Source organism: Ruegeria sp. BG8, from assembly GCF_056538325.1.
Genome location: NZ_JBQFSZ010000001.1, coordinates 797,112 through 809,923 on the forward strand (window position 1 = coordinate 797,112; position 12,812 = coordinate 809,923).

At 55.9% G+C, this 12,812-nt stretch carries 14 protein-coding genes; 5 read left to right on the forward strand and 9 right to left on the reverse strand.

Annotated features, from left to right (window positions below; translation table 11 throughout):
* Window positions 1–4 precede the first annotated feature (4 nt).
* The 3 genes from ACR0DG_RS04065 to ACR0DG_RS04075 all read right to left on the reverse strand — a co-directional run bounded on the left by ACR0DG_RS04065 (window position 5) and on the right by ACR0DG_RS04075 (window position 2,999).
* A complete protein-coding gene (locus tag ACR0DG_RS04065; RefSeq protein ID WP_480694990.1) occupies window positions 5–964 on the reverse strand; it encodes a 2-dehydropantoate 2-reductase in 960 nt (319 codons plus the stop codon).
* Window positions 965–1,040: 76 nt separating this feature from the next.
* Window positions 1,041–2,003 carry a pirin family protein gene (locus tag ACR0DG_RS04070; protein WP_480694548.1) on the reverse strand — a complete coding sequence of 321 codons (963 nt, stop codon included), beginning with the start codon at window positions 2,001–2,003 and terminating at the stop codon, window positions 1,041–1,043.
* Between the two features lie 117 nt (window positions 2,004–2,120).
* Window positions 2,121–2,999: a phytanoyl-CoA dioxygenase family protein gene (locus ACR0DG_RS04075; RefSeq protein WP_480707048.1), complete on the reverse strand. Its 879-nt coding sequence runs from the start codon at window positions 2,997–2,999 to the stop codon at window positions 2,121–2,123.
* 123 nt (window positions 3,000–3,122) lie between these two features.
* Here ACR0DG_RS04075 and ACR0DG_RS04080 point away from each other — a divergent pair, with 123 nt between their 5' ends.
* Window positions 3,123–3,602: a twin-arginine translocation pathway signal gene (locus tag ACR0DG_RS04080; RefSeq protein WP_480694552.1), complete on the forward strand. Its 480-nt coding sequence runs from the start codon at window positions 3,123–3,125 to the stop codon at window positions 3,600–3,602.
* 3 nt (window positions 3,603–3,605) lie between these two features.
* The gene (locus ACR0DG_RS04085; RefSeq protein WP_480694554.1) at window positions 3,606–4,205 is read left to right on the forward strand and encodes a ferric reductase-like transmembrane domain-containing protein; all 600 of its coding nucleotides are present in this window, start codon (window positions 3,606–3,608) and stop codon (window positions 4,203–4,205) included.
* Here ACR0DG_RS04085 and argF read toward each other — a convergent pair.
* Both argF and ACR0DG_RS04095 read right to left on the reverse strand, forming a co-directional pair.
* Window positions 4,202–5,128: an ornithine carbamoyltransferase gene (argF, locus tag ACR0DG_RS04090; protein ID WP_480694556.1), complete on the reverse strand. Its 927-nt coding sequence runs from the start codon at window positions 5,126–5,128 to the stop codon at window positions 4,202–4,204. The genes ACR0DG_RS04085 and argF overlap by 4 nt on opposite strands.
* Before the next feature lie 28 nt (window positions 5,129–5,156).
* Entirely contained in the window at window positions 5,157–6,344 is a 1,188-nt protein-coding gene (locus tag ACR0DG_RS04095) for an acetylornithine transaminase (protein WP_480694558.1), read from the reverse strand.
* Window positions 6,345–6,632: 288 nt separating this feature from the next.
* Here ACR0DG_RS04095 and ACR0DG_RS04100 point away from each other — a divergent pair, with 288 nt between their 5' ends.
* Window positions 6,633–7,523 (forward strand): DMT family transporter, encoded by an 891-nt coding sequence (locus ACR0DG_RS04100; RefSeq protein ID WP_480694560.1) that lies wholly within the window; start codon window positions 6,633–6,635, stop codon window positions 7,521–7,523.
* Here ACR0DG_RS04100 and ACR0DG_RS04105 read toward each other — a convergent pair.
* Window positions 7,505–8,308 (reverse strand): ABC transporter permease, encoded by an 804-nt coding sequence (locus ACR0DG_RS04105; protein WP_480694562.1) that lies wholly within the window; start codon window positions 8,306–8,308, stop codon window positions 7,505–7,507. The genes ACR0DG_RS04100 and ACR0DG_RS04105 overlap by 19 nt on opposite strands.
* A gap of 125 nt (window positions 8,309–8,433) precedes the next feature.
* Here ACR0DG_RS04105 and ACR0DG_RS04110 point away from each other — a divergent pair, with 125 nt between their 5' ends.
* Window positions 8,434–9,009 carry a GcrA family cell cycle regulator gene (locus ACR0DG_RS04110; protein WP_480694992.1) on the forward strand — a complete coding sequence of 192 codons (576 nt, stop codon included), beginning with the start codon at window positions 8,434–8,436 and terminating at the stop codon, window positions 9,007–9,009.
* A 398-nt stretch (window positions 9,010–9,407) separates the two neighbouring features.
* Here the strand turns inward: ACR0DG_RS04110 and ACR0DG_RS04115 are convergent, their stop codons facing one another.
* From ACR0DG_RS04115 to ACR0DG_RS04125, 3 genes are read right to left on the reverse strand one after another with little or no spacing between them, the layout of a single operon-like run.
* Complete coding sequence (locus ACR0DG_RS04115) at window positions 9,408–10,223, reverse strand: 3-methyl-2-oxobutanoate hydroxymethyltransferase (RefSeq protein ID WP_480694564.1); 816 nt, start codon at window positions 10,221–10,223, stop codon at window positions 9,408–9,410.
* 4 nt (window positions 10,224–10,227) lie between these two features.
* Window positions 10,228–10,542 (reverse strand): MocE family 2Fe-2S type ferredoxin, encoded by a 315-nt coding sequence (locus ACR0DG_RS04120; protein WP_170714131.1) that lies wholly within the window; start codon window positions 10,540–10,542, stop codon window positions 10,228–10,230.
* A 27-nt stretch (window positions 10,543–10,569) separates the two neighbouring features.
* Window positions 10,570–11,532: a fatty acid desaturase gene (locus tag ACR0DG_RS04125; RefSeq protein ID WP_480581725.1), complete on the reverse strand. Its 963-nt coding sequence runs from the start codon at window positions 11,530–11,532 to the stop codon at window positions 10,570–10,572.
* A gap of 234 nt (window positions 11,533–11,766) precedes the next feature.
* Between ACR0DG_RS04125 and ACR0DG_RS04130 the strand changes: the two genes are divergently transcribed.
* On the forward strand, window positions 11,767–12,810 hold the full coding sequence (locus ACR0DG_RS04130; RefSeq protein WP_480707050.1) for a LacI family DNA-binding transcriptional regulator: 1,044 nt from the start codon (window positions 11,767–11,769) through the stop codon (window positions 12,808–12,810).
* The last annotated feature ends 2 nt before the right edge of the window (window positions 12,811–12,812 follow it).

Sequence of the window (12,812 nt, forward strand, 5' to 3'; positions counted from 1 at the left end):
ACGATCAGCGACGTATTTGCTGCGGTGTGAGGTTCGTCCCCGCTCCACTTTCGACAAGAACACGGACTTTTTCACATATTGGCGTGGGGATGCCGTGTTGCGCGCCAAGGCGAATGATTTCGCCTTGAAGGCTGTCTATTTCGGTAGGTCGACCGTTCATCAGATCGTAGGCCATTGATGTACGCGCCGAAGGATCAATGGTTAGCATGCGCGCCGCGATCCGTCGAAACAACGGCGTCGGCAGGCGCAGGATATGTGGCGTCACCCAAGCGGGCAAAGGCGTCGTGGACGCAACCGAGTGACCTGCGACTTGTAAAACGGCAAGCCCCTCGGTCATTTGGTCGGCCATCAACCTCCGCCAATCGCGGTCCATTAACTGCTCTACCAGCGTCAAACCGGACAGCGCGTTCAGCGCATTGTTGAGGTTTAGTAACAACTTACCCCATTGCACGGCCGTAATATCATCCGTTTCTGTTATCGGCAGATCGTCACTGGTCAACACACTCGACAGATCAGCAGCCCCGCTCTGAATGACGATATCGCCGGAAGTGGCGCGGTGAAATTGCGCGGGCCCGCTCGGAACCACATTGAAAGGAACCATTCCGGCACGTACGTCATGGCCGGTTAGCGTCGCCTGAAGAATACGCGCATTATCCATCCCATTCTGCCACGAAAGCACCGGAACAGATGCAGGCGTATGCTGCGCAATCAACGCAGCCATTTCAGCCGTTGCACTGGCCTTAACCGTTACGACTACAATTTCGGCTGCCGCCAAACAGACTGGGTCTTCGGTCAGAATCAACCCGGACACATGGCGTTGCAAACCAGAAAAGTCGGTCACCGTAAGTCCGTTGTCACGGATCGGATCAAGGATGCGCGCGCGCCCAAGCAAGGTCACATCGTGACCAGCATGCGCCAGTAACGCTCCGCAATAGCAGCCAATGCTTCCTGCCCCGGCAATCACGATTCTCAAACCCGTTCTCCCCTTTTTCAAAGGATCGCCGGGTTCTGCGATACAGGCAAGACCAAGTGACGCTTGGTCAGCGCGCAAGCCGGGGGCGCGTACCCTCTAACTGCTCTGAGATCTCAATGTATTCCTGATCATCACCGGGTGGCAATTGGAATGCGCCATTGGCCCAGTCGGCAGCTTTCCACTCCTGCGTGGCTGCTTCGATTTTTTCTTTCGAAGACGAAACAAAGTTCCACCAGATATAGCGATCTTCGTTCAGCGTCGCACCGCCCAACAGCATCAACCGCGCACCGGTTGGACCGGCTTTCATGGACAAACGGTCACCGGGTCGAAACACCATCATGCGCCCGGCCTCGAACGCATCCCCAGCAATTTCGACCGAGCCTTGGGTGACGTATACACCACGATCCTCGTGCTCATCCGGCAAAGGAAATGAGGCCCCTGCTTCCAGCTGCACATCCAGATAGAACGTCTCGGACAGGATCGAGACAGGGCTGACCTCGCCGTAAGCATTGCCAAGAATGAGGCGGGCACTAACGCCCTGGTCCTGAAGATGCGGCAACGCGGCCTGTTTGTGATGCTCGAAATCGGGGGCCATATCTTCGTGTTGTTCGGGCAGAGCAATCCAGGTTTGTATCCCGAATAGACTGTGTTTCTTGCCCCGCGTTTCAGGGCTCGTCCGTTCGGAATGCGTGACACCTCGGCCCGCAACCATCCAGTTTACCTCTCCGGGGTAGATCATCTGATGGGTCCCAAGACTGTCGCGATGTTCGAACTCGCCCTGATACAGATAGGTTACTGTCCCCAACCCGATATGAGGATGAGGCCGGACATCGATACCGCCCTCAGTCAGGAATTCCGCAGGCCCCATCTGGTCGAAGAAAATGAATGGCCCGACCAGTTGGCGTTCGACCGATGGCAACGCCCGCCGCACTTCGAAGCCGCCCAAATCACGTGCGCGCGGGATAATCAGCGTCTCGAGCGATGTGCCATCAGATACACATTCGGGGCTGTGGGTGGGGTTCCAACTCATTCCTGCATCTCCTGTGGTTTGGGCTTTTCCGTTCGCATATGCAGGATATAGGTCAAAATCACACGCTGAAACGTCTAAATTCGCACACTAATCGTGCGGAATAGATGTAATGTTATCTCATACACCGTCTTGAGGCCAAAGTTTTGGGAAGAACCCGCCATCTATGCGGTCGCCCTCATGATAGCCGGCCGCTTCGAATTGTGCCCGCTCGCCCTTGGCCCAATCACCGCGATAGCGGATCACTCCATCCGGTGCCGTCATTCGCAACGTATAGCGTCGCACCGTTTCGGTGGGCGTGATCGACGACAAACCACCATGCAAGGTTCGCATGTCAAAAAAGATGCAGTCCCCCAACTCCAAATCCCATTGAAGCAGCTCAAAGGCGTCAGGGTCAGCGTTTACATCTGGCGGTGGATGATAGGTGCGGCCTGCAACCTGTGTCGGCTCATAGCTGGGATGGCCGTCCGCAAATCGGACACGCATAAAGAGCTTGTCCCAAAGATGTGACCCTTTGACAAAAGCGATGCCGTTTTCCTTGCTTACCGGCTCAAGCGGCAACCAAAGCACGCACATTGTGCCTTCGAAATCGAAATACGACAGATCCTGATGAAATGGCGGGCGCGATGTTGACCCCGCTTCACGCATGAACCAGTTGTCCATCACCAGATTGATGGACGGCGCATTCAGCAGTTGTGCGGCCAGCTCAGCACAAGGCGAGTTATGCACGAACTGCTTGAACTGCGGGAATTTACTCCAGGCCCAGTAATCCTCGAAATAGGCGGGTGCATTCGGATCTTTGGTGTGTCGTGTGAAATTTTCGGTCGGGTTTGCAAGATCTGCGTCAATGCCCGCTCGCAGAAGTTCAAGCCAGTCGTTTGTAAACTTTGACCGCAGCACCACGGCTCCGTCCTTTTGAAAGTTGGCGATTTCCTGGGGTGAGATGTCAGTGTTCGGCGTCATAGCTATGGGCCTTTCGGGCAAATCTGCACGTTTCATCAGGATTGCAGCCGATACGCTTTGCGTCAAAGGAAATCACAATTGATGACGTGCCCTCGGAACTGGAAACAATCGTGCTATCTATGGAAGGGTAAGGGAAACCGACCGAGACAAGAGGTTTACATGACCGCTCCTGCATTTACCCGCCGCACTCTTATTGCTGCCGGAGGGGCCATTATGGCCTCGGGGCTGATGATACCCGCACGAGCCAGCGGTTTGGCGCCGACACCCTCGATGCGGGGCGGGTCCAACAACTATCGTCCCGGCGCACCTATTGTAGAACGGATCGGTGGCGGCGGGTTCTGGATGACGGGAACAGTCCGGCGCGCAGGCGACGGTGCCCCTTTGCCCGGCCAACGCATTCAAATCTGGGCGCACACGACTGAAGGTCATGAAAGAGACCCCCAGAGCCATGGCGCAACACTGACTGATGCAAATGGTGAATTCCGGTTGGAAATGCCGCAAATCGTTCCTGCCTTTGGGCAGCCGCACGCTCATCTGGCCTATGACAGTGGTGATTTTGAAACCGTATTCTTGCGCCCGATCATGCCCAGCGCCAAAGACACGACATTGGCTGCACATTTTGTTCTGACGCCTGCCTGACCTGTGCGGTCTAAATTTGTGATCTGGGCGGCTTTGGCAGTCGCCGTCGCAGTACCTATTGTGGTGGCGGCAAACAGCCCCTATCTGGCTTGGCGCAGTCCTGTCTATATCATTGCTGGATTTGCCGGAATTATCGGTCTGGCATTGCTTTTGTTGCAACCCCTTCTGGCAGCGCGCGATTTGCCTGGGCTGTCGGTAATGGCAAGCCGCCAATGGCACAGATGGGTGGGGATTGGCTTGGTCTGTGCCATCGTGGTCCACGTGGCAGGGCTGTGGATCACCAGCCCGCCGGATGTCGTTGATGCATTGTTGTTTGTATCCCCGACACCTTTTTCAGCTTGGGGCGTTACCGCCATGTGGGCTGCCTTTGCGGTCGCACTATTGGGTGTGTTCCGACAACGCGTGAAGCTGAGGTTCCGTGTCTGGCGGTTGGCTCATACAGGCTTGGCCGCTGTCACCATTCTCGGCACTGTCGTGCACGCAATGCTGATAGAAGGCGCGATGGAAATCGCGACAAAAACAGTATTGTGCATTCTCGTATTGTTGGTGAGCGCCCGCGCGCTCACCAAACTGCGTGTTTGGGATATCCGGAAACGTACTTAAACGCCCAGACACCAGCGCATGACGGCTTTTTGCGCATGCAAGCGGTTTTCGGCCTCGTCAAAGATCACCGAATTGGGGCCGTCCATCACCTCGGATGTCGCTTCTTCTTCGCGGTGGGCAGGAAGGCAGTGCATGAACAGTGCGTCCGGTTTCGCATGGGCCATCAGATCGGTGTTGACTTGATAGGGGCGCAAAAGGTTGTGCCGACGCTCCTTGGCAGACTGTGAATCGTGCATCGAAACCCACGTATCGGCGACCACAAGGTCAGCGCCCTGAACGGCTTTGTACGGGTCACGCTCAACCACGATTTGCGAGCCCTTCTGGCGGGCAAAACCCATGAACTCTTCTTCGGGATCGAACTGCGCCGGACCAGTAAAGGTCAGGTCAAATCCGAATTGGCCTGCCGCATGCAGGAATGAGGCACAAACGTTGTTTCCGTCCCCGGTCCAGACGACCTTTTTGCCTGCGATGGGGCCGCGATGTTCCTCAAAGGTCAAGACGTCGGCCATGATTTGGCAGGGATGCGTGCGGTCGGTCAGGCCGTTGATCACGGGCACGTCCGAGTATTCCGACATCTCGGTCAGGATCGTCTCATCAAACGTCCGGATCATGATCATGTCGACATAACGTGACAGCACACGGGCGGTATCAGCAATGGTCTCACCGTGGCCCAATTGCATGTCTTTCCCGGACAGCACCATTGTCTGCCCGCCCATCTGACGCACACCCACATCAAAGGAAACCCGCGTCCGGGTCGAAGGTTTTTCAAAGATCAGTGCGACCATCCGATCTTTCAGCGGTTGCTCGTCGTCCAGCGCAGCCTTGGGACGCCCCAAACGGGCCTGCTTCATGGCACCGGCCTGATCAATCATATTCCGCAGTTCACCCGCGTCAGTTTTGTGGATATCAAGGAAGTGTTTCATTTCATGTCACTTTTCGTCTCGGGCTCTATCAGGCAGAGGCCAGATTGCTTTCAACCTGTGCAGCCGCCTTTTCAAGGCGGATCACGGCCTGTGCAATATCGTCTTCGGTCAGGGTAAGCGGCGGCAGTAACCGGATCACGTTATCGGCAGCAGGTACCGTAATGACCTGATTGTCATAACCTGCGTTTACTACGTCTATATTCGTCGGCTTGCATTTCAAACCCAGCATCAGGCCCATTCCGCGCACTTCTTCGAAAACATCGGGATGATCTGCGATCAGCCCCTCTAGTTTTTGACGCAGCATTCCCGCTTTGCGGTTCACACCCTCAAGGAAGGCGGGTGTCGCGACCTGATCAATCACGGCGCACCCTACCGCGCAGCCCAGTGGGTTGCCGCCATAGGTCGAACCATGCGTGCCCGCGGTCATTCCGCTGGCTGCATCCTCGGTTGCCAGAACTGCGCCCAACGGAAAACCACCGCCAACTCCTTTTGCAACCATCATGATATCCGGGGTGACCCCGGCCCATTCATGCGCAAACAGCTTGCCGGTCCGCCCAACGCCGCATTGAACCTCGTCAAGGATCAACAGCAGTCCATTGTCATCACAAATCTGGCGCAACGCCTTAAGCTCGGCGTCAGGAACGGGGCGAATACCGCCCTCACCCTGCACCGGTTCGATCATAATCGCGGCCGTCTTGTCCGTGATCGCATTAGTGACGCCATCCAGATCCCCAAAAGTCAGATGCACGAAACCCGGTAGCAATGGGCCAAAACCCTTGGTCATTTTTTCTGCACCGGCCGCCGCGATACCGGCTGAGGACCGCCCGTGGAAAGAGCCGTCGAACGTTATGATCTCAACCCGTTCAGGCTGACCTTTGTCATAGAAATACTTACGGGTCATCTTGACCGCCAGCTCGCAGGACTCGGTGCCCGAGTTGGTGAAGAACACCGTATCAGCGAAGGTGTGTTCAACCAGCTTATCGGCCAAAGCCTGTTGCTGCGGGATATGATAGAGGTTCGAAACATGCCACAGCGCGTGCGCCTGTTCGGTCAATGCGTTGACCAGTGCCGGATGCGCGTGCCCCAGCGCGTTCACCGCGATCCCGGCACCAAGGTCCAGAAAACGTCGGCCATCCGCCTCTGTCAGCCATGCGCCTTCACCCTTCACGAAAGTCAGGGGCGCGCGGTTATAGGTCGGCAGAACGGACGGGATCATTGGATCATCCTTTTCGATATGTTGAGCCCCGTGAGTGGTACACGAAGACCCTATTCGTCAACAGATTTGGTGGAGTTCACGCTGATTTACAGCGCACAAAGATCAAACGGGCCGGTTACGCAGCAGTGCGTCGGCGTCGGAGTCGCAGGATATCAGTGCTTTTGATCATGTCGCGCCGTATAACGGGGATGTCCGTTTCTGGGAACCCCGAAATTAGATGTATGTTTTATTTTGATACCTGAGCATTTGCCGCTTGCTATTGGACACGCGCTGGCGCACCGGTTGCACATGACATTCGCTCGTCACAATCCACCGCTCGCAGCCCTGCTTATCCTTGGGGCCAGCGCATTCATGGCAGGCACGACCCTGCTGGCCAAGGCATTGGGCACGGATGTTCTTGGCCCAGCGCTGCACCCGCTGCAGATCAGTCATGGGCGATTTCTATTCGCCTTTCTCGTGATCGTTTCGGCAGTTGGTGTCCTGCGCCCTCAACTCAGACGCCCGCACTGGGGGCTGCACATTGGGCGTACCAGCTTTGGCTGGTTGGGGATCACTCTGATGTTTGCGTCCGTCGCGTATATTCCAATAGCCGACGCAACCGCGATTTCCTTTCTAAACCCGGTTTTTGCAATGGTACTGGCGGTCCCCTTGCTGAAAGAGGGTGTAGGTCCGTGGCGCTGGCTGGCGGCTGGCGTTGCATTGGTTGGGGCGTTGATCCTGCTGCGCCCAACGCCCGACAGTTTTCAACCCGCAGCCCTGCTGGCCCTGACAGCGGCTGCAGTGATTGGGATGGAGCTGATTTTCATAAAGAAACTGAGTGGTCGGGAAATTCCGCTTCAGATTTTGCTGATCAACAATGCCATGGGTTTGACGATCGCGTCGGTCGCTGTGAGTTTTGTGTTTCGCATCCCAACGCTCGAGCAATGGGCCGCGCTTGCGGGTATCGGCGTTTTGATGGCCTGCGCACAGGCTTGTTTCGTCAACGGAATGGCCCGGGCGGATGCGTCTTTTGTGGCGCCCATCAGCTACGCCACATTGGTATTCGCGGCGTTCTACGACTTCGTCGTGTTTCGCGTCGCGCCCGACCAGATCAGCATGATCGGATCTGCCATCATTCTGACCGGCGGGCTGATCCTCGTCTGGCGCGAGGCTCGCGCGCGTCAGGCCTTGAGCCGATAGCCGGTCCGCAACATCTGCCACGTCGCAGCGCCGACCAGTAAGGTCGCCACACCGCACACAGCCATTCCTAACCAAGGAGAGCTGTCAGACACACCGATCATTCCATAGCGCAGGCCGTCGATCAGATAGAACACCGGATTAACGTGGCTCAACCGGTTCAAAATCGGGGGCAAAGCCTGAACCGAATAAAAAGTCCCGGACAGAAAAGCCAAAGGCGTAACGATGAAATTGGTAATCGCCGCCATCTGGTCGAATTTGTTGGCAAAAATCCCGGCAAGCAAGCCCAGTGCCCCCATGAATGCCCCGCCAAGTATGACGAATATCAGCGCCACCAACGGGTTTTGAGGTACGACGCCAACCACCAAAGCCAATGCGATGGCCACAACGACGGCAATCAGAACACCGCGCGCGATCCCTCCGGCCAAGTAGCCCAGCAGAATCTCCAGCGGTGAGAGGGGTGGCATCAATGTGTCGACGATATTGCCCTGTACCTTTGCAATCACCATCGAGGACGAGGTGTTTGCAAATGCGTTCTGGATCACCGTCATCATCATGATTCCGGGTGCCAGAAAAGTCAGAAAGGGTACGCCCATCACATCCGAACGACTGGGCCCGATCGCAATGTTGAAAATCAGCAGGAACAAACCCGCCGTGACCAGCGGGGCCAGCAAGGTTTGGGTCCACACCCCCATAAAGCGCTGTGTTTCGCGTTGTGCCAGCGTGTATAGGCCCATCCAATTGACCGCACCAAAGCGGCGAGTGTCGTGATCGATAAGATTCTGCATGATGTGCCCATACCTGATTCGAAGACCGCTTGTAACTCGGCTCGCAGTGATTAGAATAGGGCGCTGAGATGATTTCCCAAGGCGGCCCGAATCCGGGGCCGCTTTCCGCTTTTGAAAGGCAAATGATGTCCTGGACTGACGAGCGTGTAGAGCTGCTGAAAAAGATGTGGGGCGAGGGCCAGTCGGCCAGCCAGATCGCCAAGGAACTGGGCGGCGTGACACGCAACGCTGTGATCGGCAAGGTCCACCGTCTGGGTCTGTCGAACCGCGCAACCGGTGCAACACCGGCCAAGGCCGAACCCAAGGAAAAACCGGCCCCCGCACCCAAGGCCGAAGCCAAGCCGAAGCCCGCGCCCAAAACAGAACCTGCGCGCCCGACCCCTGCCCCAACGGCCGAGGTCAAACCTGCGATTCCTGCCCGCCGGCAGATCATCCCCGCCGGTCAGCCACTGCCGCCGCAACCATCGGCCAACGAAATCAGCCCCGAGGCGCTGGCCAAGGTCAACGAGGTTGAGAAGAAAGCCAAAAAGCTGACGCTGATGGAGTTGACCGAGAAAACCTGCAAATGGCCTGTCGGCGACCCCGCGACCGAAGATTTCTGGTTCTGCGGTCTGCCCGTTGAAGCAGGCAAACCCTACTGCGAAGCGCATGTGGGAGTGGCGTTCCAACCCATGAGCTCACGCCGCGACCGTCGGCGGTGATTGGGAACGCCAGAACCTAAAACAGCATCACAGAGCATGAAAAGGGTGCAAGCGGTTCACCACACTTCTTAATGGAAGCGTTGCATAGTCAAAAACGACGCAAGGCGTAACGAGCTCTGACAAAGAACACACCCTCGCCAAAAGCTGCGAGGGTGTTTCAGCTCCGGCCGTTAGATGTGCGGACAAAGTCCGAATTCGCTGCGGTTGCTCGAACGACAGCTGCTGGCGGGTTGCGACGACAACGCCCTGCTGGTCGGGCGGGAAAGGTACTTGCACTGCGATTACAAAATTCTTTGCTACTCGTCGCGAATGGGGACCAACGTACATCGGTCATCGTTGGGTGATAATTCCGGTTCTCAAAATGTGGTTCTGGGTGCAACTTTCCTTAGCCAAATAGACTATTTTAGTCGTGTAATAAAACTTTCAAACTCCGCGTCTGAGATTGTTGCGCATTCGCTTGGGCTTGGAAATTGCTCCTCTTCAACAGATTCTCTGAACGCCGAAAGTGCGACTCGGCGGTGGTGATTTATCTGTTCATACAGTGAATCGAGATCGCCAAAGGCACGCGCATGGCGCGGGCTTTCGGGTTGCTCCCCGCATACGTCATTTTGAAAAAGGTAGATAATGTCTGCACTGGGGCCCGATCCGAGTGAGGACGTTATCAGAGATGTGCGGGCGGAAATCTCAGCCATTACTCGGTCACAGATAACTTCAGCCTCTACCGAAAAAGCTCCGGCATCTTCCATTGTGCGGAACGCATTCCAAAGCGCGATAGCCTCGTCCGCAGTTTTACCAACGGCGCGCAGGCCGCCCCGCCAAGTGGATTTGCGAGGAACCAGGCCAAGATGACACATCACGGGGATATCTTCGCGCGCTAAAAGTTCAACAATGTGCGGCCCTCTTGCCGTGTAGATGCTGTCGGCACCATCCTTCATGGCCGCAAACGCGGCGGTCAGGACGTCCCTTTCCGTCGCAAAGTCCGGAAGACCAAGTGCAGCAGTGAAGAACAATTCAGGCGCGCCTTGACGCACGGTAAACGTGTTGTGGGCATTGCCCATGATCAAATCAATTCCGGCATCTTTCGCGGCTGCTGCCTCTTCGGTTGTATTCGCCGTCGTCTGAACCAGCTTGCGGATACCCTTTAGCGCACGAAGGTCGGAAGCGGTGTAGTTTCTAAGTGAGAACTTCGCATCCCAGTCGTAGATCCGTTTCATGGCATCACCCGATATCGATAAAGACATCTCCGTCTTCGACCTTAACGGGGTAGGTTTTCAGGTTCACACAGACGGGTGAGCGCTTTGCCTCGCCGGTGCGATAATCGAATTGGCCGTTGTGCATGGGGCATTCGATCAGATGATCGATGACCAGACCGTCTTCCAGATGCACTTCTTCATGGGTGCACAGGCCGTCGGTGCAGTAAAAATCGTCCTCGGGGCTTCGGTAGATGGCAAAGGTACGATCGCCATTGTCGTAACGGATAAGGTCTTCGGTTTCGATGTCATCGCAAGCGCAGGCGCGGGTCCAGTTCGTCATGGGCTTTCCTGTATTCCGGGGATTGATTTACTCGGCCGCTATGGCTGTTGGTCGAGTGTATTCTGGGCTGGGGTTAGCGTCCTTGGGCAGCAACGGCTTGCGGTCGACAAAGTAGAACGGATCGCGCCGCTGGATCAGAATGGCTGGGAGCATTTCGCGAAACGCGGTCAGTGTTCCCGCGTACGCTGGTGGGCAATCGCCTTTGATTTCTTCGTGCAAGGCCGGGAGATTGTAGAATGGAACCATGGGATACATGTGGTGTTCAACATGGTAGTTCATGTTCGAATATACGAAGCGGAAGAACCGGTTCATGTAGACGGTTCGCGAGTTCAATCGGTGATCCGGGACGTCTTCTGCCAGCCCGGCATGCTGCAGTGACGCCAACAGGTGATGCAGCCACGAACCATAGAAAGTGGGACCGCCGATCAGCACAATGGGCAGCCATGATTGCAGCACCATTGCCAAAGCAAATGTCATTGCGAGGATTGCGAGATGAACACGCGACGCCAAGAACGCCTTAGAACGGTCGGCTTCGATGAGGAAGGTTTTCTGATCTTTGGTCAAACGACCAGCCGACAACCGAAACATCTTCTTCAATTCATTCCAGCCAGATTGCAGATGCAGCATGTTCCATAGGAGGTTGAGTGGATGCGGAGGCCGGGGAAATGCAATCTCGGGGTCTTTTCCGACGATCACCGTATCCGTGTGATGGCGTGTATGGCTCCACCGCCAAAGATAGGGGTTTTTCAGCGACATAAATGAGGCCAGCTGATAGGCTGCGGTGTTCAGCCAAGGCGTTTTGAACACAGTCCCATGGCAGCACTCGTGCCAACGACTGTCGGCACAGGATCCATAAAACACCCCGTACAGGATAACAGACGGCACTGCCCACCACGTACCCCAGGTCAGAATGACCAGAGCACCGGTTGCCAACACCAATCCCAGCCAAATCCCGTAGTCGATCAAGGCCGGAGCATCACGGCGCTTCATCAATTCCTTCATCCGTTTCCGGGGGACTGGAGTAGAATACCACTGTTTAGGTGCAAAGCTTGGACCGCTGTCCCGGCCCGTCAGCGAATAATCCCGCCAAGGAAGGGTATTGTCCTTCGGCACATCAGGTTCCTTATCTACATTGCTGTTGCCGAGCAGAACCGAAGGGCGTCTGAATCGTCAAACCTGTCGTGATATTTTCTATCATTTCTCTCAGAAAATTCTGTAAAATAGATGATACGTTTTATCATGGAGCGTGCTATGGCCCGTGTCACACTCAAAGACGTCGCAGAAAAGGCGGGGGTAGGCGTCGCAACAGTAGACCGCGTTCTGAATGCGCGCGCGCCAGTTACTGCGGCGACATCTGCGCGGGTTCTTTCAGCGGCGGAAGCGTTGGGGTATCGCTCGGCAGGATTGTTGCGGCGCCGGGTTGAGGAGATGGCTCCAGCAAAACGGCTGGGCTTTATTCTTCAAAAGGAAAGCAAGTGGTTTTATCGCGAATTGGCAATCGAGTTGCAGCAAAAAGCAGAGCAGTTGCGCAGTATCCGGGCAAAAGTTGTAATCCAATACGTAGAAAGCCTGTCGCCGTCCGAGCTTGCAACTGCGATTGACGAAATGCACGGCAAGGTAGACGCCATAGGCTTGGTTGCGATTGATCATCCGGAGATCAATCGTGCGATCGCCAGCGCCGATGTCCCTGTCATTGCATTGCTCTCGCCCCTGTCATCGCCTCACGTTACTGCCTATGTCGGGATCGACAGTCGAAAAGCGGGGCGGACGGCAGGTTGGGCGATGGCGCGTCTTGATCGAACCGAAGGCGTGGTTGGCATCCTTATCGGGTCGCACAGGTATCTGGGGCACGAAGCGCTTGAGAGTGGGTTCAGAAGCTACATGCGCGAATTTGCACCGCAGAAACCTCTTCGAGACTCTGTGGTGTATCTGGATGACGCCGCGGTCGCATATGAAGCGACAGCAGAATTGCTGCGGGCCAACAAAGACCTCTCCGGCATCTATCATTGCGGAGGCGGGGTGACTGGAGCCTTGAAAGCGCTGCGCGAGGCAGGGCAATCGCGGGAAGTTGTCTACATCTGCCATGAACGGACACCAGTTACCGAAGCCGCGCTTGCCGATGGCAGCATCGATTTGGTGATTAACAACCCGCTGGATCAGGTTGCAGATCGCGTGACACAGATGATGTCTCGGTGTCTGACCGGAAAACCAATTCAGGAACAGGTTGGAGTTATTCCGTTCGGTCTCTGCACATCTGAAAACCTGTGAGC